Raw genomic sequence first — 23,368 nt, 5'->3', positions numbered from 1 at the left:
GAGCCGAGGCGGCGATCGGCAAGCCTACTATCTCCACCTTCATTTTGAGCTCGAGGGCGCTATCCGAGACCAAATGATTGTAAAGCTCTATACGGGAGACTATTCGCGAGACATTCCTGAGCTCGACAAGGTCGCCGTATCAGTCAATCTTCTGCTGCGTTCCTTCGGCCGGACGCGCACATTTTAACGAGATATCGGTATTGGATCAGGGAGCGCACGGGTAGCTTTGAGACAAACGCCGGACATCGAGATTTCTCCGCTCCCGTATTTGAGCAGGAACAAGACGAAATGCGAAACTGGATGAGATCGCGCCGAAGATAGGCACGCTGCTATTCTAACGCTTTTCGCAGGGCAGGGTCAGTAGTGATAATAGCGGTGATGGTGATGACGCTTATACCAACCACGATGATGGCCGCGCCAGTAATGGCTCCGGTAGCTGCGATGCGATCTCCAGTGATGGGGCCGATGATGTCGCGGACCGTGCCAATGGCGACGATGATGATAGCGGACGGTTTGAACGGAGGACTGAATCTCCGGCTTCGTCATGTTCATCATGGGTGCAGCTGAAACGGTATCCGCCCCGATCAACAGACCGACACTCAGGAGCGGCGCAAGCAGATTTTTAAAGATTTTCATAGCGAACCTCCATCATGTTCGACATCCTGAAACCGGGCAGCTGAACCGGGTATGAACGGCGCTGATGATGAACCGTTGCCTCATAGAATAGCAGTTCGAGGAGCGCCTCAGGCAAATTGAAGACGGCAACAGATATCAAGCTTGAGCACAACCGCTTGGCCCGGGTGGAGCACACCACTTTTATACTCTTGATGGGATCAGAATCGACGACCAAGCTGCTTGATAGGCTTCTGCTATGCGCCGCTTACCTTGCGCTCCGTTCTCGTGCCCTCTAAGGGGGTGTCATTCAGGACGATTCAACACTTCAATATCTGGCTGAAACAACCCTCAGACGATTTTTGCGTTGCGTGAAGCGCTGAAGCGGAATGTATTCGGTAATCATCCGTTCAAATGGAACAACTTACTCGGATGGCGATTTCCCGGTTTATGGCTAATGCGCGCTACTGTTACCTTGCGATCTCGATCATTTTGACATCCTGGCATCCGGCTGCCGCCGCGGGGATAACCGCACAAGATGTGAATACCGCTTCCATTTCGTCCATACAGATCGAAGCGCCAAATGCCAAGCCGAAGAATCCTGACGCGGCGATCGTGAAGCTCCAGGTTCTGCTAGATCGAGCCGGCGCTTCACCGGGCGCGATCGACGGCTTTCGCGGGGAGAACCTAAACAAGGCAATTGCGGGGTTTGAAGCTTTGGAAGGACTTCCCTTTAGTGAAAAACCCGATGTCACCGTAATGGGGCGGCTCGATGACCAAATCCCAACCGTTCAGAATTATTCAATAACAGCAGACGACGGGAAGGACCTCCTACCGGACATCCCCAAGGACTATGCCTTGCAGGCAAAGATGCAGCATCTCGGTTATACCAGCATTGCCGAGAAATTGGCCGAACGCTTCCATATGAGCATTGCCCTCCTCAAGATACTCAATCCGACCGCTTCCTTTACCCCCGGTGAAACAATCTCGATTGCGGTACCTGGCGCTGCAAAGAGCGGCACGGTGAAACGGATCGAGGTCCACAGAAAATCGGGCCAGGTGTACGCATTTGCGGAAGACGGCTCTTTGTTGGCGGTCTACCCAGCCACGATCGGCAGCAAGGAATCACCTTCTCCTTCCGGCAGGCACAAGGTCAAAGGTGTCGCACGTTTGCCGACATACACCTATAATCCGAAAATCAACTTTCAGCAGGGTCGTAATAAGAAGATATTAAAGCTGCCCAGCGGACCGAACAATCCCGTCGGTACAGTCTGGATCGATTTGACAGAACCCACCTACGGGATCCATGGAACGCCGGATCCAGAACTCATCGGCAAAGCCGGCTCTCATGGATGCGTCCGCCTGACAAATTGGGATGTCGAAGAGCTCGCAGGGATGGTTAAGCCGGGGGTAGTTGTTGAATTTCTCGACTGAACGCCGGCCGGCATCCTCGTCGGCAGAGAAGTGTTCGCGATGGCGGCGTGCTTGACGCGCCTCGGCACAAACAAAGCAGGGTTATTCTTGAAACTATTGGGTGGCTGGTGCGCCCTGAAAGGGGGCTTCCATCCCGTTCTCTTGCTGCATCGAAAGGCTCGAGGATGCCTCCACTTGGACGGCTGTGTCGTAAATCTGCAGCACCGAAACCTTCGTCTCATTGCGCCTTACCTTCGCGGCTTCGGACGGAACCGTTTTCCGGAACGACAGCGTTGGGCACCGCAAACGGCGCGGTTCTCGCGGTAGACGTGATCGCCCGCGTGGATGGGTAGGTGCCACCCAAAGTGCCCTGCAGTTGAAGGGAATCGAACCCATGATGTCTCGCTCAGAGGAGGACGCCTTGGACCATGGCCGACCGCCTCTGAGCGAGGCGACCGCAACTGAAACCAAAAAAACATTGAGCTCTTGTCGAGAACGGATCGCCTCGTACGTCTATTTCAAGTGAGGGCGCGGAAAATCACCATACGCGCCCGCCAATTTCCGACAGCAAGCAAGACGGCCGACTGCCGGTCGCATCGCGAGACTGTCGGAATAGATCCAAGGAGCGAGCACATGGACACGAGCGAATTGAGACCCGCGAAGGAACTGGCGGAGAAACGCACGAGCAAGTTCACGAACGAAACTGCGGAATACGCCGAGGCGAGGACGGCCCTGCTGGCGGAGGAGATCGAAGTCCGGCGACATCTCACGAGGCTGGCCGAGCAACGGCGCCGTCTGCCTCCAGGCCCGGTGATCCAAAAGGACTACCGCTTCAAGGACGAGAACGGCGACGAGGTCGGTCTCGCGGACATGTTCGGTCATCACGACACGCTAGTGACGTACTTCTGGATGTTCGGCCCGCAACGCGAACGGCCCTGCCCCATGTGCACGAACTTTCTTGGCGGAGCGAACGGCAACGGTGCCGACATCAAGCAACGGGTTGCCTTCAAAATCATCGGTCGCAGCCCGGTGGCACGGCAACGCGCCTTCGCCATCGAGCGTGGCTGGCGCGACCTGGACTTTGTCCAGACCGTTGGCGACGACTACGCCCATGACCTAGGCCTGCTGAATGAAAACGGATCTGAAAATCCAGGGTTCACCGTCTATCAGAAGGATGGGAAAGATGTCCGCGTCTTTTACAATGGCGAGATGCCGGCCGACGCGGCAGACCCCGGCCAAGATCCAAGGGGGGCGGTCGACATCGCACCGCTCTGGAACATTCTTGACATGACGCCTGCTGGACGCGGGGCCGACTGGTACCCGAAGCTCAATTACTGAGTACGATCATTGTCGTCGTCGGTCTGATGGCATGAGCCAGAAGTCACGCGGAGCGACAGCGACACCACCTCCTCCTTTCAACTTTGGCGAGGTGCATGCCGGTCCAGAGGCGAGGCTCTGTGGGCCTGGATATGGAGATCCGGTCTGATATCGTGTGCCCGAGCTGTGGAACGACCGAGTGGATTATCCCGGCGTCGAGGCGCACGCCGGCGATCGTCGTTACCCTTGTGACGCTGCCGACATTCCTATCATCTGTCATAGGAGCTGCGGAACTAAGCACCAGGCTTCCTGCTCCAGCGTCGCGCCGTGGCGCGTCCGCCATTACCGCGCCGGACGACTTAAAGCACACGCGAGAAACCTAGCAACGGTGCGTGGTCTTATCCCACTGCGTTGGTACGCCGGTCGTCGAGGTGGAGTCTGAAGCCCTGGAGCCAGGAGTTAAGGTCAACAGGCAAAACACTGCCTCGTCTTGACGACATTAGAACGTGAGACCTCGCCAACGGCTCGTTAAATCCGATAGCCACCACGCTCAATTACATTGGTTTCGGAGTTATCGGCAACCTCGTGGACCGCCTTCGGAGCCTCACCCTTGCGCCATTTCGCTGAACAGCCAGTCGCGAAATGCTTTGACTTTCCTATGCCGCAGTGCCCCTTCCGGATAGACGACATAGTAGCTCCAGCGAGACTTTAGCGAAAGATCAAAGGGACGGACCAGTCGCCCCGCCGCAAGATCTACCGAGACAAGAGCGCTCCTTCCGAGAAGAACTCCCTCCCCCTGCACCGCGGCTTCCACCGCGTAAGCAGCCGATTCGAACCGCACGCCACTTTCATGATCGATGCCAGAAACTCCGACGGCCCGCAGCCAGGTTGCCCAGCCGATGCGAAAATTGTCGTGAATGAGCCTGTGATATCGCAGATCGTCGGGTCTGCGCAGCGGATGGTCTCCTTGCAGGAGTTCCGGACTGCAGACCGGCGAGACATCTTCGTCCATTAGAAGTTCCGCCACCACCTTGTCATAATTGCCGTCGCCATACCGGATCGCAACGTCGATGCCATCTCTTAGGAAGTCAGTCAGGGCACCAGAGGTTGCCAGACGCACGTCGATATCCCGGTTGGCACGGTGAAAGCGATGGAGCCGAGGCACCAGCCACCGACCTGCAAAGCCGTCGGATGTGCTGACGTTGAGAACTCCGGCCGCTTTCGGTGCGGAGGCAGCATTGGTCGCGATCCCGATCCGGTCCAAGGCTCCACCAATCTCCGCCGCATAGGCGGCACCTTCCACCGTGAGCTTCACGGATCGCGTGCCGCGATCAAAAAGCCTAACCCCCAGCACCCCTTCGAGATTGCGCACCGCCCGGCTGATGGCGCCATGGGTGACGTGCAATTCGTCTGCCGCCTTCGTGAAGCTTAAATGACGCGCGGCAGCTTCAAAAGCTGGCAAAGTCGTCAAGGGTGGAAGTCTGCGTGCCATTGGACACCTGTGAGCATTGATCACAAATCATCGACTATTCATCGTTTGTCGTCCAGCTGAAATCCGCGCAAGATCTGCTCATTCACACGATATCAGCGGCTGCCGCTCTCATGCACAGCAAATATGAAAGGATTAAGTTGTGAGCATAGTTCACGCGAATGCCCAAATCTACAATCTGAGACCTGCCGATGAGGGCGCTGCTCTTCGGAAGATCTCTTCAATCATGGCCTTTGTCCGCCGCAAGGCAGCTGGCCTACCGTCCATGTTCCGAGATCGACTGGAATTTTATCGAATGAAACGCTTTTCGGATCACCGGCTTTGCGACATCGGTTTCGAACGCGATTGGAATGGATCTCTGATCCGCCGGCAAGCTTAGCGATCACCACGATCTTACGAAGGAGATCAAGATGAAGATCTATCCGCACCTCTGGTTCCAGTCGCAAGCCGAGGAAGCCATGGAATTCTACCGCTCGGTTTTCAAGGATTCCCAGATTCTCGCACGAACCGAACTCCCTGACCCGGAATTGTCCGTCGTTCGGTTCGAGCTTGCCGGCTTACCCATCGTCGCCCTGAACGCAAACTCACGCGTTCCCTACAACGAGGCCTTCTCCTTCCTGGTGGAGACTGACGATCAGAAAGAGACCGACTATTATTGGAACGCTCTCACTGCGGATGGAGGCAAAGCACAGCCGTGCGGTTGGCTCACGGACAAGTTTGGCGTCTATTGGCAGGTCACGCCAACTATACTGCTGCAGATGCTTGCAGATCCGGATCAAGCGCGAGCCAATCGGGTCCTGCGAGCTATGTACAAGATGAAGAAGATTGTCATCGCCGATCTTGAGCGTGCCTACGGGAAGTGACCGGACGTGCAAAATCTGCCCCGCCCGTTATGCTCGATAGCTCTAGGTGTGCGGTCCCGCGCTTAGCTGCGGCGCCAATTTTTTTAAACAACAACCCACGGTCCAAAAATCGGATCCGTTGATGTAATGGGGTACGAACCTACGGTCCTGCTGTTAAAAGAACCATGCGTTTGTGCCGCAGGCGCCGCAGTTACTCCAGCTGTTCCGCGCTGCCACCGACCGCCAAATGCGCCGAAGTCACGGCGGCGGCATCGCGATAAAATCCCCCGTGGCTGTGTTTGGGTGATAAAGGCCGCGTACGATTTCGCACTCCTCTTGTTCTGGCCCTGATGAATGAAAACCGCACCCGCTACACTGAGGTCATCGAGCGGATGTTCGCCCAAGCGCGCCGGTCGAACGCCTAGGTGCCAAGTCCAAACTAAACTGCCGCATTCTTACAATTACGTGCTAAGTAACACTATGAAGGAAGCCTGCAACAAGAACCCATCGGCTTCCTTCTACCAGTTAAATTTACGGTGCCACCAGCACATACCTCAGCCGAAACAAAGGCTCGCGAGCGAAGCAGCAGGCAATGTTACGCTAAGAACACCAATGGCCGAGAGCAACAGTCCTGCCGTGCGCCTCAGGGCCGGACCTCGCCACCGCGAGGATTGTGGCCTGGTCAGCACCGCCGCGCCGGCCGCGACGGCCGAGACGGCGGGAATGGTTGCAAGTCCGAAGCCAGTCATAAACAGAGCGCCGCCGGCCATCGAGCCGGTCAGCATCGCCGTCATCAGCGCATTGTAGACCATGGCGCAGGGCGCTAGGCCCCAGCAGATGCCGACAAAAAGCGGTGCCGATGCATTGAACGGCCGCGAGATGGCGGCCGGCGCCCGGCCGATCACAGCCATGATTCCGCCGTCCAGTCGCCAGATCGCCGGCAGGATACCGACGATCGAAAGCCCCGACCAGATAAGAGCTGCGGCCGCGATCAGCCGTAGCGCCTCCTGCCCGCCCGAAAATCGCAGGAGTTGACCGAACGCCTCTATCATCGAGCCCACAGCTCCGCCAGCGACCGCATATCTCAATATGCGGCCGAACTGGATCATCAGGAAGGAGCTTGAGCGGCGGCTTTCAGGCGCGGTCGCCAGCATCAGCGACGAGGCGATGCCGCCGCAGAGACAGGCGCAATGCGCGCTGCCGGCAAAGCCCAACAGCAGGCCGCTCAACAGGATGACGTCAGCATTCATCTCAGACCTGCCTGAGGCAGACGTTGTCGGCAACTGCTCCTTGGCCCGGACGGCAAACAACCCGCCCCACTAAGCATTGCAACTCGCAGCATTCACCTCCGGCGGCAGGTTTATCGCCGGATTGCCGTCAAAAAAGCCATTCGGCATCAGCTTGAAACCGGTGGTTACGCAAGGCTGGACGGGGAAATCTTCGATCCGTACTGGATGATGCAGGCCGAAGACATGCCAGAGCACGATGTCGGTATTCTCGATCGGCCGATCCTTCCTGATGAAATCCGATAGCCCGCCGCTGCCATCCGAATAATTCATGAACTCGCCGGCGGGAAATCGCTCCTCGGGATCGAGCGCCGTCACCCAGAGGTGGTTCTGCACGAAGCCGGCGCGCTTGCCCGAGGGGGAATCCGGATGGACGAACGGCGTTACGCAATGCGTTGCATCCAGCCGATAGCCCACCGGCGAGCCGGCGTAGTTGGTCTTGCTAGGGTTGATCACCTTCCAATAGCGATGCGACGCCGGATTGGCACGCCGGGCAGCCTCGCTTTCGCGCGCAAAGACCGTCTCCTGCTCGTAGAAGGCGTTGCCGTAAGGATTTGCCGGTCCGAGCGGCTCGGCATAGGTGTTGCACTCGACCACGCTGTTGGCATCGCCATCCACCGCCATTTCCAACCGGGCGCATAGGATGTGCTGATGGATATGGCCGATAACGCCGGGTACAACCTCGCGACCGTATTTGCCCGGCTGGCCGGGAATGCGGGCCGCGGTGTTGATGATACCGGTCGCCTTTACCTCGAACTCGATCATGCCATCGAGAAAGAGATACCAGTAAAGCGCATATTCGTAGTTGCCGACGGTGCAGATCGTCGAGATCACCAGCTTGGCACCCCGCCGGATCTCGGCCCGCTCGCTGCGGAAGTCGATATGCTTCCAGAGCAGGCCGGAATCCTCCTCATGCACGCAGATCGCCTTCTCGATCGTCCACGACTCGCCGTCCATGGTGTTCAGCGTGACATCGAGATATTTGATCACGCCGAGGCAGTCGCAGCCGAGTGAAAGCGAATTGGCGAGCTTGCCGATGCCGTATTCGCCGATGTCGAAAACGTTCTTGCGGAAATGGCCATTGTCGGGACTGCCGTAGGGCACGGTCATCTCGACGATCGAGGCGCGGTGTACGATTGGCCGGCCGTCGAAGGAGATGTCGTGCAGCGTCAGCGCCTCGCGGGCGTTGAAACCGACCACCAGCGACCAGTTGCGCCAGGTCAGCCTGTGGCCATCGAACTTGAAATTGACACCTTCCGGCTGCACGACATCGATCGACTTGGCCTTGGGCTGGAACTCAGTCAGGAACTGATGTTCGTAGTTGACCTCCTTCATCGGCACCGGCACGACGCCGTAATCATCGACGCGGATCACCTCATTGGTGGTCAGGTCCACGACCGCATTCAATCCTTCGATCGGATGGGCGTAAAAATTTTCGTTCTCGCGGAGCCTGAGCCAGACAAATACGTGGCAGAGATGCCGGCCCTCCTCGCCAGGCACGCTGAAATTGCCCGCCGACCAGGGGTCGACGCAGACCTTTTCCATCTCGGTGATCCCGCGCTTGGCGCAGGCGGCGATGAACTCTGGATCGGCGCGCACGATGCTCTCGATGCCGAGGAACTGCTCAAGCTGGATCATCGGCCGCTTGCCCGGCAAGGTCTCGGACGAGATGATTTTCTCGTCGTCGAGCGATACGATCATCTTGGTGACACTGACAGCGGCAGCGCTAAAGACGTTGACCCGCGCACGCCGCAAGACCGGCCCGCCGGTAAGCAGGGCGCGGAGCTGCGCCCTGCTGGGCTCCAGAAGCTGGATGGTTTCAAAACGGGTGTCGGCGCCATAGGGTGGGTCGCGCCGGACGATCGCGGCGGCCTTGCGGATCTCGTCTGGCGTCAGCGGTTCGAGTGGATGGATGGCGGCCGCATTGACAGAGGCTCCTTTGGCTCGCGAGGTTGCACAGCAATGATCGACATGATCCAGCATCGGTAACTCCATGTATTTTATCGAACATCTATGCGGCGGCCAGACAGCAACCGGCGCAATGGTCTATTCGAAGGCGCGGCCGAGATTGGCGTAGACCAGCGGACGGTTGGTGCGTATCCACACGGCGAAGACCGCACCCAGCACGCCGATCAGAGCAACGATGACCGGGAACATCTCGACGACCAGCGATTCCGATCCGCTCACCAGCGATATGTTTGAGATCATCAGCACGAAGCAGGTGGCGAGCCCGATGCCGCTGATGACGGGCGCGATCAGCCGGTGCCAGAGGCCGACGCCGCGGCTGTCGGCGCGGAAGAAGCCGATGACCGCCAGCGAAACCATGATCTGCAGCACGAGGATGCCAATCGAGGCGAAGGCGCCCATCCAGGCGAATACGACCGCGTAAGGGTCCTGCCCGGCAAGCGCGAAGAAGGCGATGAGCACGAAGACGATCAGCGTCTGGATCACACCAGCAATATAAGGGGACTGGTGGTCGTCATGGGTCTTGGCAAAGCCGGTCCAAGCCAGCCCCTCGCGGCCGATGGCGAAGAAGTAGCGGTTAATCGTGTTGTGGAACGATAGCGCGCAGGCAAACAGGCTGGTTATCAAAAGCGCGTTGAGCACGATGCCGGCGACAGGCCCGAGCAGCGCCTGTACAGCGATCAGGTAAAGCGTCGCAGTGTTGGCAGTGGCCTCCGCGGCGATCTTGGAGGGGCCGTAGTAAAGCGCGATGCACCAGGTGACGAAGGCATAGAACACCGCGATGATGATCACTGCCAGATAGGTGGCGCGGGGAATGGTCTTCTTCGGATCACGTGCTTCCTCGTCGAAAATCGCTGTCGCTTCGAAACCGATGAAAGAGGCAACTACGAACACTAGGGCAACGCCGATCCCAGGTCCCATGATCGCCGAGGGTCCGAATGGCGCGAGCACGATTCCTTCCGGTCCGCCGCGGGTCATGAGGACCTTAGCGCTCAGGAGCAGCAGGATAGCGATCTCGGCCACCATGCAATAGCCAAGTAGCTTGCCACTGAATTCGATATTGCGCATGCCACAGAAAAACACGGCAACGCCCAGAAGCGCGGCATAGACCCACCAGGGAATGTCGGGGCCGGCCGCCGATTTGACGATGTCGTTGACAAAGAAGCCGAACAGGCCGAACACCGCGATGTCGATGGCATTATAGGTTGCAAGCGCCACGAAGGCGCCGGCAACGCCCGCGGGCTTGCCGAGACCAGTAGCAACATAGGGATAGAAGCCGCCGGCGCCGCCCATAAAGCGGTTCATGGCCGTGAAGCCGGCGCTGAAGAACAGGTAGAGTGCGCCTACCAACAGATACATGGCCGGCACACCCGCGCCATTGCCGAAGGCGAAGGCCGCTGGCGAGGCGCCGACGACCGCCGTCAGCGGTGCTGCCGCTGCAACCACGAAGAATATGATGTGCGAGACGCCGACCGCGTTGCGTCTCAACTGATTGCTGCCGTTCAGGTCCATAGTAGACATGCAATGCCTCCTTCGAAGTGATCGCTGTGGTCGAAGGTGTTTTGCGTACCTTCGTCGGAAGCTAAGCTCGCCGCCGCGCCGACAAACGAATGCATCCGGCAATCGCCTCAAGCGCTTGCCCGGCCGGTGTTTTCGCAACGGTGAACTTTCTTCTCGTTGGCCTGATGGTGCGCAAAAGTTGCTGGCCTGTAATTGACATTTTGCGCCAAAAATTTCCGCGTTCGCCAGAGGAACGCACAGTGCCGAACTGGCATGCATCTTGCGTTAATCCTTTATCCGGCGTGAGACCGGAGGGGAAAGTGCCATGGAATCTTCTGGGGTCATAGCTGCATCGGTGATCGATGGCGTCCTTTCGACGATCGACAGTCGTGGAATGGATCGTCAGACGATCGCAGCCCGCGTCGGCATCAACGACGAAGCTCTGTTGAAAGCCCAGCACTTCCTGCCGCTGACGACCTTCACCTCCATCCTGGAAATCGCGGCGGAAGAGAAGAGCGATCCGCTGCTGGCGCTTAGTCTCGGAAAAGTCTTCAAATTCGATGGTCTCGGCACGGTCGCTCGTGTATTCCATACTGCGCCGACGCTCGGTGAGGGAATCGAGAAATTCGTCCGCTATTTCCCGGCAGTGCAGAGCAACACGAACTCAGCACTCGGTGTTGAGAACGGTTTGGCGCGCTTCTCCTATTCGATCAAAGATGCCACGATCCGCCATCGCGTACAGGATGCCGTCTTCACGGAGATGGTGTTCTGCTCGATGCTGGAGGCGACCATCGGCGACGGCTGGCGGCCCCCCTGCATAGACTTTGAGCATCTCCCCGGCGAGCATCTGGCGATATATCAATCACATTTTGCCTGTCCCGTGCGTTTCGGACGGCGCGAGAACGTAATTTTCTTTTCTGCACGCCGTCTCGAGCGGCCGCTCGACCAGCATGATTTTCGCTTGCAGGCGCGACTGGAAACCGAATTGGGCGAACTGATCGACGGCGACGATGCCGGCCTCGACCTAATCACCAGCATCAAGGCCTGGATTACTGCCGCCCTCTGCCGCTCCGCAAGTCTCGACATCGAGGATGCCGCAAGTGATTTCGGAATGAGCCTCAGAAGCTTCCAGCGGAAGTTATCGGAGTGTGGGGTCAATTATGCCGACATTCGCAACTCGGTGCGGATGCAAATCGCGCGCAGCATGTTGGTCTCGACCAGCTTGCCGATCCCGGTCATCAGCCAGTATCTAGGATATAGCGAGCCGAGTGCCTTTTGCCGCAGCTTCAAGCACCTGACCGGCGACACGCCTGTTGGCTACCGTCAGCGCCGCGTCATTTAGCAAATCATGAGTAAGTGCACCGGGATCGCGTAGTTGCAGCGATGGTTATCCACCGCTGCTCTTGAACGGAGCTGAACCAACGACTCTGTGCTTACATACTTCTCGAGCAACATCGCCATTACCAAGAACTTAGGCCGCCGGGCAAGGCCGATCTAGGGCTAGTTGCCTGCTTTTTGCTTCTAACCCAACTGGGAATGTAAAAACATCCAACACACGCCCCTTGACCATCAAGCCCCATGGCTTGCTCAAAACTCCTTCCAATCGGAAACGACTCGACCGCCAACGGCAGCCGATCTGCGGGCCATTTGCGCAACCGGCTCGGCGGAAGCGCGACGCGATGGCTCAGCCATGGCGCGCGCGGTTTGTCGCAAGACTGCCGAGTTCGCTAAGGCCCCGGCGTCAAGGCGGAATTGAGATACGAGTTCGCTCAGCTTGCTGGCCTCAGCGGCAAGCGCGGCGGAGGCTGCCGTCGACTGCTCGACCATCGCCGCATTCTGTTGCGTCGTCTGATCCATCGTATTGACCGCCGCATTGACCTCGGCAAGGCCTGTCGACTGCTCCTTGGCGGACGCGGCGATGGCGTTCATGTGCTCGTTTATGCCGGAGATGCGCTCACCGATTTCCTTCAATGCGATACCCGTTTCACGCACGAGCTTCACTCCACCATCGACCTCGGTCGAAGACGCATTGATCAGCATTTTGATCTCTTTTGCCGCCGCCGCGGAGCGCTGCGCCAATTCCCGCACTTCCTGCGCCACAACGGCAAATCCCTTGCCAGCTTCGCCGGCGCGCGCCGCTTCCACCCCGGCGTTGAGCGCCAATAGGTTGGTCTGGAAGGCAATGTCATCGATCACGCCGATGATATTGGAAATCTGCTGGGAAGAACTCTCTATTCGCTGCATAGCTTCCTCGGCCCTGCTGACGACGTCAACTGACCTGGCTGCGCTATGATCGGCGACAGTGGCCGCCACTCGCGCTTCTTCCGTCCGCTTGCTCGAATTGCTTACATTGACCGTAATCTGATCGAGAGCGGCGGCTGTCTCTTCAAGCGATGCTGCCTGCTGCTCGGTGCGGCGGGAAAGATCGTTGGTTCCGGAAGAGATCTCCTGGGTGCCGCTGTCAATCGACACTATGCTCTCGGCAATCGCCCGCAACGTGCTGCTCAACTGTTGCAGCGACGTGTTGAAATCGTGCCGAAGAGCTTCGAAATCCGGAGCGAATGGCTCATCGAGCTGGAAGGAAAGATCCCCGGAGGCCAACCTCTTAAGCCCCATGGCAAGACCGGATGTCGCGACTCGCAAACGCTCTGCGGCATCGGTTTCCGCCTGCCGCTGGGCAGCGATCCTGTCTGCTTCCGCCTGCTGACGGTCCCTTGCCGCGTCCGCTTCGAGCTCGCCCTTGGCGATTGCTGCTTTTCGGAATACTTCGACGGCCTGCGCCATCGTCCCTACTTCGTCCCTTCGGCCGATGCCCGTGCAAGCGATATTGGTCTCGCCGCCCGCGAGCTTGGCCATATCCGCGCAAAGCGCCAGGATGGGTTTGCACACGGTCCTGCGGAACAATATGAAGAGCATGATGGAGAACAGCGCAGTCAGCCCCAGAAGCCCCTGCATGAAGTCGCGAATGGAATTTGCCGTGCGGGTACTCTCCGCCGAGATCGATTCCGATACTTTTTGTATCTGATCGCCTGCTTCCTCCATGGCAGTTTCCAAGGTAGAAAACTGCTTCATGAAATCGGGCAATGCCTTCAAGGCGCCAGCTGGATCCTTCTCCGCCGTCGCGACCATTTTGGTTGCGTTATCGATATAGGCCAGCAACGGAGATTCGACGCCGGCAAGCACCTTTTGAGTTTCCGGATCCGTTGCGAGCGCCTTGTTGGCCTTAATCATCTCGCGAAACGAGGTGACATGTTCCGAAAGATCCGAGTTGACCGTTTCAAAGCGGATGCCGGACGCGGGATCGGAAGCAAGCAATGCAGCCAAGACATCCGCTCTTAAAGCATCATGCATCATATCTGCCTGCATGTGATTACGCAGAACCTGAGCCGATCCTGCTATTTTCTCGGCATCCTGCGTCAGCGTCGAAGCGGACCATATGCCCACGCCGGTTGCGCCGCCCGCAATCACAAATATTGCCACACTTGCCAGGATGATTTTCTGCTGGATCGATGCCATGAAACATATCCCAAGTTTTCCTCAAGAGAAGAATATGGGATCGTGCTTAATTATCCGTCAAAATATGTCGATCAACAGAAATCTATTTTCCAAATTATCAAAATACAACCAGTATTATACTATTTTTCTTGGAAAATACCACTAACGCGCGGAGAAGACTGGATGCGTGCTGAGCATGGATGGCTCTATTGCAAGAATTCTGATTGACCGTAAAGAGACATTCCCACGCCTCTCCATTCTTCTCGAAGGGAGCTGGACCGGCGACATCTCGTTTAAAGCTAAGTAATTGACAAATCGGGCGCTTGCCGGAGCTCGGCTTGCGGCAAGCTATTACCGTAACTGGTCCATCCTTCGCTTCCCCTTCGTCTATGGAGACGGTGACAGACATCTCCAATCTCTTCCCAAGCACGTCAGCACCTGGCATCCGGCGCAACGCATGAGCACGATCCACCATCGTGATATCGCACAAGCAATCACGCTGGCGCTCAAAGGTGATTTCGATCGGCGTATCGTGAACTTGGCCGACGAGGCGCCCTCGTCCATCTACGAACTCGCGGGCATGGTGGGGAAGCGGTTGGACTCAAGTTGCGAGCCTCTCTCAAATCCCTGGTACCTGCATGTCGATACGTCCCTCGCCTACAGCCTGGGTTTTCATCCTAGCATCAGGACCGTCTACCAAGCCTGGCAGGAAGGAATTTCGCAGGCGGATCGCAGAACTTGGTGGCCGGGCTCGACATGTTGGCGTGTTAGCGTCTGTTGCCTACTTGGCGCACCTGAATGGTTGGTTTTTCGTAGCGCTCTTGAAGGGACCGGAACTCACGACTCCATTTTTACGAGAGCTATCCATCTGAAATTCCTCGCTGTCGGACATCCGCTTTGCCGGCATGGAATGACCGGTTAGGGCCGTAAGCCGAAGTTCTTTCGCTTGGATCCGCAGGCGTGGGGACTGTGGCCCTATGCAAGTGAAATCGCCGCCTTCGAATAATATGGATTCGAGCAAATCGGGAGCGACCTTGGTCGGCAAGAAGCCGATTAGCGTTTGTGCGCTGATCCCGCTGGCCGCATCGGGGCGCCCTGCATCCCTGCGCTAGAGCAAGGTGCCGCGCGTGTCGCCCCGATTATATCCATGTAGCATGCCATACAAGCGGGCCGCCGGCGCGGTAGCGCCCGCCCGTGCTCGCCAAGGGCGGCCACCCCTTATTACCGATCCACTTCGTACGCAAAAGGCCTCGTACAGCAGCTCGCCGAGAGGATCCGATTGGGCCGGCACAATCGAAGTCCTGGGGAGCGCGATGTAATCGCGATCCTCGAATTGGAGCCGGCCGCGTGAGTGTAGAAATGGCAGCTGTCGCCCTACCTGCTGTCATGAATCGCGCGTGTGGGTGAATCCCAGAGTCTCTCCGGCCTCGGGGCGTGCCCGGCTGTCGGCTGAAATTCGAGCCTCGTCGCCGGGGAGAGTGGTTTTTCATCGGAGTGGCTTCCTTTCGAGCGTCTGCCTGAAACCCGCAAGGATAACAGACGGCGGAGTATGTCCATGCGGCGATCTCGATCTTGTTCATATATTGTATTTTCCTCTAACATCTATTGTGTACTTAGATTATACAATTTCATTGACTCAATGAATGGCATGTGCGACCTTCCTTCCATCAGCGGAACCGAAGGGTTCAATTCCCTGCAAAATCCCAAGGAGGAGGTCGCAATGAAGGGCGGGAAGAGCAATCTTTACGACGATCTGAAGCGTCAAATTCTGACGATGGAGCTCGATCCCGATCAGGACTTGGACGAAGTCAGTCTCAGCGAGCAATACGGCCTCTCGCGCACACCCGTCCGGGAAATCTTTCGGCGCCTAGAAGGCGAAGGCTATATCGACATTCGGGCCAATCGCGGTGCGCGCGTCAGCCCGATGAACCATCAGACGCTCAGACACTTCTTCCTCGTGGCGCCGATGATCTACGCCGCAACCGGCAGGCTCGCGGTGCAGAACTTCAAGCCGAAGCAACTCGTGGATCTGAAGGAGACGCAGGATCGGTTCCGATCTGCAAGCGCCGTCGGCGATGCTCTCGCCATGGTGCTGGAGAATAATCGCTTCCACGAAATCATCGGCGAAATGTCGTTCAATGCCTATCTTCAGCCGAGCCTAGGCCGCCTGCTGATCGACCATGCACGGATCGGCCACACCTTCTTCCGGCCGAAGAACGACGATATGCGCGAACGGCTTCAACTCGCCGTGGAGCATCATGACGGCTTCATCGAGGCGATCGCGCGACATGATGAAGACACCGTCGTGGACCTGGTCTTCGAACATTGGGAACTGTCGCGCGAGAACATGGAAATGTTCATCGCGCCACAAGGAATGAAGGCGGACGCGCTCGTTGAAGTGCCCGTCGTATCGATGGAGAAATCGTCTTGAATTTCGAAGGCATTTATACCCCGGCGATCACGCCGCACGGACCGGACGGCCAGATAGACAAGGCTGCCTTCGCGGCCGTCCTGGAATCGCTCGTCGAGGCCAAGGTCCACGGCATTATCATCGGTGGCTCTACGGGCGAATATTATGCCCAATCCACGCAGGAACGGCTCGATCTTGCTGCCTACGCCAAACAGGTCATCGCAAAGCGTCTGCCGCTGATCGTCGGCACCGGGGCGACCCGTACGGAGGACTCGGTCGCCTATGCCAGGGCAGCAAAAGAGATCGGCGCGGATGCAATCCTCGTGACGTCGCCGCCCTATGCCCTGCCGACGGAGAAGGAAAATGCCATTCACACGTTGACGGTCGACCGCGCCGCCGATCTGCCGATCATGCTCTACAACTATCCTGCCCGCATGGGCGTGATGATGGGCGACGAATATTTCTCGCGTGTCGGCAAATCCAAGAATGTGAGAGCGATCAAGGAAAGTTCCGGGGAGATGGCGAACGTCCATCTGCTGGCGCGGAAATTTCCTCACATTGCACTGTCTTGCGGCTGGGATGACCAGGCGCTCGAATTCTTCGCCTGGGGTGCAAAAAGCTGGGTATGCGCCGGCTCGAACTTCCTGCCGCGCGAACATGTCGCGCTCTACGAAGCCTGCGTGCTCGAAAAGAATTTCGACAAGGGTCGCGCCATCATGTCGGCGATGCTGCCGCTGATGGATTTTCTCGAAACCGGCAAGTTCGTGCAATCGATCAAGCATGGCTGCGAGATCATCGGCCTCAAGGCCGGGCCTGTCCGCGCGCCGCTGCGCGGAATGACCTCCGAGGAAAAAAGAACCCTCCAGACTGTCGTCGCCACCTTGAAGCGCACAGTCGCCCAGATCACGTCGGGAGCCAATCATGCATGAACCTTTGACCGCCGCCGAATACAAGGCGATCGCCGCCGGCCTCGGTCTGCCGACGAACGCCTTCATCGACGGCTCCTTCCGGCCGGCCAATTCCGGCAAGACGTTCGAGACCATCAATCCGGCGACCGGCGAACTCCTGGCTAACATTGCCGCCTGTGACGTCAGCGACGTCGACTACGCCGTGCTCAAGGCAAGAGAGGCCTTCGAGGATGGCCGCTGGCGTCAGCTATCGCCGGCCGAGCGCAAGGCAACGCTCATCAAGTTCGCCCGGCTGCTGGAAGAGAACCGTCACGAACTGGCGGTCATGGAGAGCCTCGATAGCGGCAAGCCGGTTCGCGAATGTCAGACCGTCGACGTGCCCGACACCATCCATACCATCCGCTGGCATGCCGAGGCGATCGACAAGCTCTATGACAACACCAATCCGGTCGGCCCGAACGCGCTGGCGATGGTGGTGCGCGAGCCGATCGGCGTCGTCGGCTGCGTGCTGCCCTGGAACTTCCCCCTGCTGATGCTTGCCTGGAAGATCGGTCCGGCGCTGGCTGCCGGTTGCTCCGTCATCGTCAAGCCCGCGCAGGAGACGACGCTGACGACGCTGCGGGTTGCCGAACTTGCCTATGAAGCCGGCATCCCGGCCGGTGTCTTCAATGTCGTCACTGGCAGCGGCCGGGATGTCGGCGAACCGCTCGGCCTGCATATGGATGTCGACATGGTGGCCTTTACCGGCTCGACACCAACAGGCCGCCGTTTCCTGCATTATTCCGCCGATTCCAACCTGAAGAAGGTCGTTCTCGAATGCGGCGGCAAGAACCCGGCCGTGGTGCTGGAAGATGCCGAAGATCTCGATCTCGTCGCCGAGCAGATCGTCAACGGTGCCTTCTGGAACATGGGCGAAAACTGCTCAGCCAGTTCGCGCCTCATCGTCCAAGCTAACATCAAGGACGAGCTTTTGAAGCGCATCGGCGCCTATATGCACGAGTGGAAGACGGGCGATCCCCTCGATCCGGAAAACCGCGTCGGCGCACTGGTCAGCAAAAACCATTATGAGAAGGTCACCTCCTTCCTTCACGACGTCAAAAGCGAGAAGCTGACGATTGCCCATGGCGGCGAAACGCATGGCGGCATCTTCGTCGAGCCGACGGTGGTTGACGGCGTCACGTCCGCAAGCCGGCTGTTCAAGGAGGAGATCTTCGGGCCGATCCTATCGGTGACGACGTTCAACACGCTGGCCGAGGCCGTCGCTCTTGCCAACGACACCAATTATGGCCTGACGGCGTCGGTCTATACCGGCAGCCTGAAGAATGCGATCCGGCTGTCACGCGACATCCGGGCCGGCCTCGTCACCGTCAACTGCTTCGGCGAAGGCGACGCAACGACGCCATTCGGCGGCCACAAGGAGTCCGGTTTCGGCGGACGCGACAAGTCGATCTTCGCCCACGACAATTATTGCGAACTGAAGACGATCTGGATCGATATCTCCGATCGTTCGGTGGACGAGACCATCCGATGACCACGACGTCCGTCAAACGTCTGCCGGCAGAAAATGGCGTCTCGGGCTGGGAGGCGATCAGTAAACGTTCGTTCCCGGTCCGAAGCCTGGAAGGCAACGTGACTGCGGACTGGCTCATCATCGGTGGCGGATTCGCAGGCCTCTCGGCTGCTCGCCGTCTGCTGCAGCTCCGGCCCCACGACAAAATCGTCGTGCTTGATGCAAGCGAGATCGGTAAGGGCACGTCAGGCCGCAATTCCGGCTTCATGATCGACGTCCCGCACAATCTGTCGTCGAGCGAATATGCGAGTGGCGGTCTGGACGCCACTCGCCTGGAGATGACTCAGAACAGGGCTGCGATCGCCTTTGCGAAAGAAGCCGCGGACGAATACGCCATGTCGTCCGAGACGTTCGACCCGGCGGGCAAGATCAATGCGGCGGCAACCGCGCGTGGAATGAGACTGAACATCAGCTTTGGCCAATCCTTGCGGAGCGCAGGCGAAAAGCACGCATTTCTGAATGCCGCCGAAATGCAGGAGATCACCGGATCCGACTATTATCTTGGCGGCCTGTTTACGCCGGGCGCGGTCCTGATCCAGCCGGCGAACTATATCCGCGAATTCGCCGCAGGGCTGTCTCGCAAAATCGACATCTTCGAAAGATCGCCGGTTACCGCCCTGACGCGGAACAAAGGGACATGGGCGGCGATCTCCCCTCGCGGCAAGGTCACCGCACCGAACGTTATCCTCGGTGTCAACGGTCACATCGACGACTTCGGTCACTTCCGCGGCCGCCTGATGCACATCTTTGCATACGCCTCGATGACCGCCCCCTTTCCCGCGGAAGACTTCGGCCGTCAGGTTTCGGGGCGCGATCGGTGGGCGCTGCTTCCGGCCGATGCCATGGGTGCGACGGTGCGAAAGATCACCTCCTGCGGACAGTCGCGCATCGTCATTCGGACGAAATACACCTACGAGACGACGATCACCGTTTCGGATCATCGAATGGCCAAGATGGCCACGGAACACAGAAACTCCCTCGATGCGCGGTTTCCCGGGCTCAAGGAGCTCCCCTTCGAATATAGCTGGGCAGGGCGTCTTTGCCTGAGCCGCAATCATGTACCGGCCTTCGGCGAAATCGAGGAAGGGCTTTATTCGGCATGTTGCGAAAACGGGCTCGGCACCGTCAAGAGCACATTGGCAGGCATAATGGCCGCTGAACTTGCGACCGGCACTGCCTCGGAACAACTCGAACAATACATGGATCACGCCGCGCCATCCCGGTTGCCACCGGAACCGTTCGCATGGCTCGGCATCAATTCCGTGATCCGTTTGCAGGAATTGCGCTCAGGCCGCGAGGGATGATCCCTTGCCGCGCAATGTGAAGACTGAGCCTCTCGCAGGTCTTCAACAATATGGGAACGAAAACTAGGAGCAAGAAAAATGAAGACTTTGTGGAAAGCGCTCTGCGCCGCCGCGATGGTCGGAATGACCGCATTCTCCGCGCATGCGGAAGAGAAGAGCATCACCGTAGGAACGATGTCGTGGGAAGACCTGACACCGATCACTGGGATTACTAAAAAGGTGCTGGAGGATGCCGGCTATACGGTAAAGGTCGTGCCGTTCTCCGAATGGGGCATCGCCTATGCAGCACTCAGCAAGGGTGACATCCAGATCCTTGCCTCTCAGACCGATTACGTCGCACAGGACTATTGGGACAAGAACAAGAAGCGCCTCGAAAAGATCTCGCCCGTTTCGCACGGCCTGTTCCAAGGCGTTGCCGTCCCGAAATACGTACCGATCGATTCGATCGATCAGTTGAACGCCAATGCCGACAAGTTCGGCGGCAAGATCGTCGGCATCGAGCCGGGTTCAGGCTTGATGCGCGATACTGCTAACGCCGTCAAAGGCTATGACTTGAAACTGCAGCTTGTCGAAGGCAGCACCGCCGCCATGACCGCAGCGCTGAAATCCGCCGTCGACCGGAAGGAATGGATTGCCGTGACGATCTGGGAGCCGTCCTGGATGATGCAGAAATACGACGTAAAATTCCTGAAGGACCCCAAGGGCATCTTCCCGCCGCCGCAGAGCTACTATTGGATCGGCAAGAAAGGTTTCTCCGCCGACTATCCGCACGCCCGCGAGGTCATCGCCAGCGTCTATGTGCCGCTCGCCGACATTACCGCGATCAACAGCGCCGTGAATGACGGCAAGACGATGGACGAGGCCATCAAGGACTGGACCACGAGCCACACCGATCTCCTGAAGCGGTGGGAGAATATCAAGGGCGAATGATGTCGACAGCGGGCCGCCATCGGGGCGGCCCGCATCCCTCAACGAAGACGAACAGGCCGGCAATGGACTGGCCGCGTGGGGAATACAATGAACACTGTCATGGATAACACCGGTGAAGTCCTGGTCGATTGCCAGAACGTCTGGAAGATATTCGGCGCCCGTGCGGCGGCCGCCGTGAAGGCCGTTTCAGAACGTGGCCTTTCCAAGAAGCAGGTGCTTGACGAATTCAACTGTGTCGTCGGTGTCTCCGATGCTCACCTCCAGGTCCGTCGCGGCGAGATCTTCTGCATCATGGGCCTCTCAGGAAGCGGAAAATCCACCCTGGTCCGCCTTCTCAACCGTCTTATCGAACCAAGTCTCGGCAGGATCACGATCAAGGGCAAGGAAATCGCCAGGCTGAATGCGGCCGAACTGCGCGATATGCGCGCCCGCAATATCGGCATGGTGTTCCAGAGTGTGGCGCTGCTTCCAAATCGTACCGTTCTCGAGAATGCGGCCTTCGGATTGGAAGTCCGCGGCGTGTCAAAGGATGAGCGCAACAAGACGGCCCGAGCTGCGCTCGATAAGGTCGGCCTCTCCGACTGGACATCGCGATACCCTTCTGAACTATCGGGTGGGATGCAGCAGCGCGTCGGCCTGGCGCGTGCTTTGGCGGCCGATCCCGAGATCATCCTCATGGACGAGCCGTTCAGTGCGCTTGACCCCCTTATTCGCCGCCAGTTACAGGATGAGTTCCGGGAGTTGACGAAGTCGCTCGGCAAATCCGCAGTCTTCATCACGCATGATCTCGAAGAGGCCATTCGCATCGGCGACCGAATCGCCATCATGAAGGACGGCGTCATCGTTCAGGTGGGAACCGCGGAAGAAATCGTCACGAAGCCTGCCGACGGTTATGTCGCCGACTTCGTCGCGGGCATATCCAGAGTTCATCTCGTCAAGGCCCATTCGGTCATGCAGTCGATCGCGGAATACAGGAGCCTGCAGCCGCAGCATGACGTGGATGCGCTCCTGAAGACCTCTCCTGAGGCGGACATCGGCGAACTCATAGACCTTACGATGAAGTCGGATCGCGATGCTGTGGCCGTGATCGACAATGGTTCCATCGTCGGTGTCGTCACCACCCGGGGGTTGCTTCGCGGCGTTGCCGGATCCCCGGCACCAGAGCAAATGCCGGCGTAGAAGGACGTACGAAAATGGACATCTCGGTCATTGCGGATACCTTCGATGCCTGGACCGACGACGCGCTGGGCTGGATCAGCGACAACGGCGACTGGCTCTTCAATCCGTTAAAGGCGGCGCTGGAGGGAACCTATGATGGCGTCCTCTGGCTCCTTCAATTCCCGCCTTTCTATGTCATTGCCATCATCGGGGCGCTGCTCGGCTGGAGGCTGATCAATATCGCATCCGGTCTTCTTGCCGGCGCGGCTCTCATCTTCTGCGCGGTCATGGGTCTTTGGAATGAGACCATGAGTACCCTTGCGCTTGTGACCACCGCGACGATTTTTGCATTGTTGATCGGCATTCCCATGGGGATTGTTGCAGGATTTCTGCAATGGTTCGATAGGTTCCTGGAGCCGATCCTCGATCTCATCCAGACGCTGCCGCCCTACATCTATCTTCTTCCCGCCATCGCGCTTCTTGGCTTTGGTCCCGCGACCGCGCTGGTCGCGACCTTCGTGGTAGCAGCGCCCCCCGCCATTCGCTTGACCTCGCTCGGCATCCGCATGACGCCGCCGGCATTCGTCGAACTGGGGCAGGCAAGCGGCCTGACGCCATGGCAGATGTTTGCAAAAATCCGACTGCCATTTGCAATTCCAAGCATCATGGCAGGCGTCAACCAGAGCTTGATGATGGCATTCGGCATGGTTGTGATCGCCGGCATTGTCGGTTCGGGCGGCCTTGGCCAGACCATCTACGGCGCGGTGCGCACGCTGGATATGGCGACATCGGTCAACGCAGCGATCGCGATCGTCATCCTGACCATGATTCTCGACAGATTGACGCAGAGCGCGGCCCGTCGTGCCAGGGCAGGTGCAAGATGAACTTCGACCTCCTTCGGTTCTCCCCCGGTCAATATTTTGCTCCGGCCGTCGATTGGCTGAATACGAATTTCCATCCGGTTTTCGAAACCATCACGAGGCTGATCGAGACGGTGCTCGGCGCGTTGGAATCTGCCCTGCTCTACCCACCCGCCTACGCGCTCATCATCGCCGCGGTGCTTGGCGTCGGCCTTGCCATCAATATCAGGGCCGCTGTGGTAACGGCCGTCGCTCTTGCCTTCTGCCTCCTGGCGGGCCTTTGGGCAGCGTCCATGCAAACACTCGCCC

18 protein-coding genes and 1 pseudogene are annotated in these 23,368 nt (G+C 58.3%); 13 read left to right on the top strand and 6 right to left on the bottom strand.

The window, feature by feature from the left end; genetic code table 11:
- Window positions 1-187 (top strand): hypothetical protein (locus tag PH558_RS33510; protein WP_285208498.1); only part of this gene is annotated, 187 nt, incomplete at its 5' end.
- 170 nt (window positions 188-357) lie between these two features.
- Here PH558_RS33510 and PH558_RS33505 read toward each other — a convergent pair.
- Complete coding sequence (locus PH558_RS33505) at window positions 358-636, bottom strand: hypothetical protein (protein WP_285208497.1); 279 nt, start codon at window positions 634-636, stop codon at window positions 358-360.
- Window positions 637-1,026: 390 nt separating this feature from the next.
- Between PH558_RS33505 and PH558_RS33500 the strand changes: the two genes are divergently transcribed.
- Both PH558_RS33500 and PH558_RS33495 read left to right on the top strand, forming a co-directional pair.
- On the top strand, window positions 1,027-2,046 hold the full coding sequence (locus PH558_RS33500; RefSeq protein ID WP_483314224.1) for a L,D-transpeptidase family protein: 1,020 nt from the start codon (window positions 1,027-1,029) through the stop codon (window positions 2,044-2,046).
- A 612-nt stretch (window positions 2,047-2,658) separates the two neighbouring features.
- The gene (locus PH558_RS33495; RefSeq protein ID WP_285208496.1) at window positions 2,659-3,363 is read left to right on the top strand and encodes a DUF899 family protein; all 705 of its coding nucleotides are present in this window, start codon (window positions 2,659-2,661) and stop codon (window positions 3,361-3,363) included.
- 583 nt (window positions 3,364-3,946) lie between these two features.
- Here the strand turns inward: PH558_RS33495 and PH558_RS33490 are convergent.
- Window positions 3,947-4,834, bottom strand: coding sequence for a transcriptional regulator GcvA (locus PH558_RS33490; RefSeq protein ID WP_285208495.1), 888 nt, complete (start codon window positions 4,832-4,834; stop codon window positions 3,947-3,949).
- Between the two features lie 407 nt (window positions 4,835-5,241).
- On the opposite strand from PH558_RS33490, the gene PH558_RS33485 reads away from it, so the two are divergent.
- The gene (locus tag PH558_RS33485; RefSeq protein ID WP_285208494.1) at window positions 5,242-5,694 is read left to right on the top strand and encodes a VOC family protein; all 453 of its coding nucleotides are present in this window, start codon (window positions 5,242-5,244) and stop codon (window positions 5,692-5,694) included.
- A 533-nt stretch (window positions 5,695-6,227) separates the two neighbouring features.
- Here the strand turns inward: PH558_RS33485 and PH558_RS33475 are convergent.
- The 3 genes from PH558_RS33475 to PH558_RS33465 form a co-directional block, all read right to left on the bottom strand.
- Window positions 6,228-6,923: a sulfite exporter TauE/SafE family protein gene (locus PH558_RS33475; protein WP_285208493.1), complete on the bottom strand. Its 696-nt coding sequence runs from the start codon at window positions 6,921-6,923 to the stop codon at window positions 6,228-6,230.
- Between the two features lie 69 nt (window positions 6,924-6,992).
- Complete coding sequence (locus PH558_RS33470; RefSeq protein ID WP_285208492.1) at window positions 6,993-8,942, bottom strand: primary-amine oxidase; 1,950 nt, start codon at window positions 8,940-8,942, stop codon at window positions 6,993-6,995.
- A 63-nt stretch (window positions 8,943-9,005) separates the two neighbouring features.
- Window positions 9,006-10,445: an APC family permease gene (locus PH558_RS33465; protein WP_285208491.1), complete on the bottom strand. Its 1,440-nt coding sequence runs from the start codon at window positions 10,443-10,445 to the stop codon at window positions 9,006-9,008.
- Between the two features lie 304 nt (window positions 10,446-10,749).
- Between PH558_RS33465 and PH558_RS33460 the strand changes: the two genes are divergently transcribed.
- A complete protein-coding gene (locus tag PH558_RS33460; RefSeq protein WP_285208490.1) occupies window positions 10,750-11,766 on the top strand; it encodes an AraC family transcriptional regulator in 1,017 nt (338 codons plus the stop codon).
- Between the two features lie 245 nt (window positions 11,767-12,011).
- Here the strand turns inward: PH558_RS33460 and PH558_RS33455 are convergent, their stop codons facing one another.
- Entirely contained in the window at window positions 12,012-13,940 is a 1,929-nt protein-coding gene (locus tag PH558_RS33455; protein WP_095438300.1) for a methyl-accepting chemotaxis protein, read from the bottom strand.
- 1,699 nt (window positions 13,941-15,639) lie between these two features.
- On the opposite strand from PH558_RS33455, the gene PH558_RS33450 reads away from it, so the two are divergent.
- The 8 genes and pseudogenes from PH558_RS33450 to PH558_RS33415 all read left to right on the top strand — a co-directional run.
- Complete coding sequence (locus PH558_RS33450; RefSeq protein ID WP_285208489.1) at window positions 15,640-16,350, top strand: GntR family transcriptional regulator; 711 nt, start codon at window positions 15,640-15,642, stop codon at window positions 16,348-16,350.
- On the top strand, window positions 16,347-17,258 hold the full coding sequence (locus tag PH558_RS33445; protein ID WP_285208488.1) for a dihydrodipicolinate synthase family protein: 912 nt from the start codon (window positions 16,347-16,349) through the stop codon (window positions 17,256-17,258). Before PH558_RS33450 ends, PH558_RS33445 begins: the two co-directional genes overlap by 4 nt.
- Window positions 17,251-18,768: an aldehyde dehydrogenase gene (locus PH558_RS33440; RefSeq protein ID WP_285208487.1), complete on the top strand. Its 1,518-nt coding sequence runs from the start codon at window positions 17,251-17,253 to the stop codon at window positions 18,766-18,768. Before PH558_RS33445 ends, PH558_RS33440 begins: the two co-directional genes overlap by 8 nt.
- The gene (locus tag PH558_RS33435; protein WP_285208486.1) at window positions 18,765-20,111 is read left to right on the top strand and encodes an NAD(P)/FAD-dependent oxidoreductase; all 1,347 of its coding nucleotides are present in this window, start codon (window positions 18,765-18,767) and stop codon (window positions 20,109-20,111) included. Before PH558_RS33440 ends, PH558_RS33435 begins: the two co-directional genes overlap by 4 nt.
- A gap of 78 nt (window positions 20,112-20,189) precedes the next feature.
- On the top strand, window positions 20,190-21,041 hold the full coding sequence (locus tag PH558_RS33430) for a glycine betaine ABC transporter substrate-binding protein (protein ID WP_285208485.1): 852 nt from the start codon (window positions 20,190-20,192) through the stop codon (window positions 21,039-21,041).
- An 87-nt stretch (window positions 21,042-21,128) separates the two neighbouring features.
- Window positions 21,129-22,220, top strand: coding sequence for a quaternary amine ABC transporter ATP-binding protein (locus PH558_RS33425; RefSeq protein ID WP_095438305.1), 1,092 nt, complete (start codon window positions 21,129-21,131; stop codon window positions 22,218-22,220).
- A 14-nt stretch (window positions 22,221-22,234) separates the two neighbouring features.
- A complete protein-coding gene (locus tag PH558_RS33420; protein WP_095438306.1) occupies window positions 22,235-23,083 on the top strand; it encodes an ABC transporter permease in 849 nt (282 codons plus the stop codon).
- Window positions 23,080-23,368, top strand: a pseudogene (locus tag PH558_RS33415) (ABC transporter permease); the annotation flags it as partial. The gene PH558_RS33420 and the pseudogene PH558_RS33415, both read left to right, overlap by 4 nt.

The sequence above is a fragment of the Rhizobium pantanalense genome, from assembly GCF_030182525.1.
Lineage (GTDB): Bacteria > Pseudomonadota > Alphaproteobacteria > Rhizobiales > Rhizobiaceae > Rhizobium.
This window is presented reverse-complemented; position numbering and strand designations above follow the sequence as displayed.

Coding starts and splice junctions, on each gene's coding strand:
- PH558_RS33450 (WP_285208489.1), top strand. CDS start 15,640: ATGAAGGGCGGGAAGAGCAATCTTTACGACGATCTGAAGCGTCAAATT.
- PH558_RS33460 (WP_285208490.1), top strand. CDS start 10,750: ATGGAATCTTCTGGGGTCATAGCTGCATCGGTGATCGATGGCGTCCTT.
- PH558_RS33485 (WP_285208494.1), top strand. CDS start 5,242: ATGAAGATCTATCCGCACCTCTGGTTCCAGTCGCAAGCCGAGGAAGCC.
- PH558_RS33425 (WP_095438305.1), top strand. CDS start 21,129: ATGAACACTGTCATGGATAACACCGGTGAAGTCCTGGTCGATTGCCAG.
- PH558_RS33475 (WP_285208493.1), bottom strand. CDS start 6,923: ATGAATGCTGACGTCATCCTGTTGAGCGGCCTGCTGTTGGGCTTTGCC.
- PH558_RS33495 (WP_285208496.1), top strand. CDS start 2,659: ATGGACACGAGCGAATTGAGACCCGCGAAGGAACTGGCGGAGAAACGC.
- PH558_RS33435 (WP_285208486.1), top strand. CDS start 18,765: ATGACCACGACGTCCGTCAAACGTCTGCCGGCAGAAAATGGCGTCTCG.
- PH558_RS33500 (WP_483314224.1), top strand. CDS start 1,027: ATGGAACAACTTACTCGGATGGCGATTTCCCGGTTTATGGCTAATGCG.
- PH558_RS33470 (WP_285208492.1), bottom strand. CDS start 8,942: ATGCTGGATCATGTCGATCATTGCTGTGCAACCTCGCGAGCCAAAGGA.
- PH558_RS33430 (WP_285208485.1), top strand. CDS start 20,190: ATGAAGACTTTGTGGAAAGCGCTCTGCGCCGCCGCGATGGTCGGAATG.
- PH558_RS33465 (WP_285208491.1), bottom strand. CDS start 10,445: ATGTCTACTATGGACCTGAACGGCAGCAATCAGTTGAGACGCAACGCG.
- PH558_RS33490 (WP_285208495.1), bottom strand. CDS start 4,834: ATGGCACGCAGACTTCCACCCTTGACGACTTTGCCAGCTTTTGAAGCT.
- PH558_RS33420 (WP_095438306.1), top strand. CDS start 22,235: ATGGACATCTCGGTCATTGCGGATACCTTCGATGCCTGGACCGACGAC.
- PH558_RS33455 (WP_095438300.1), bottom strand. CDS start 13,940: ATGGCATCGATCCAGCAGAAAATCATCCTGGCAAGTGTGGCAATATTT.
- PH558_RS33505 (WP_285208497.1), bottom strand. CDS start 636: ATGAAAATCTTTAAAAATCTGCTTGCGCCGCTCCTGAGTGTCGGTCTG.
- PH558_RS33440 (WP_285208487.1), top strand. CDS start 17,251: ATGCATGAACCTTTGACCGCCGCCGAATACAAGGCGATCGCCGCCGGC.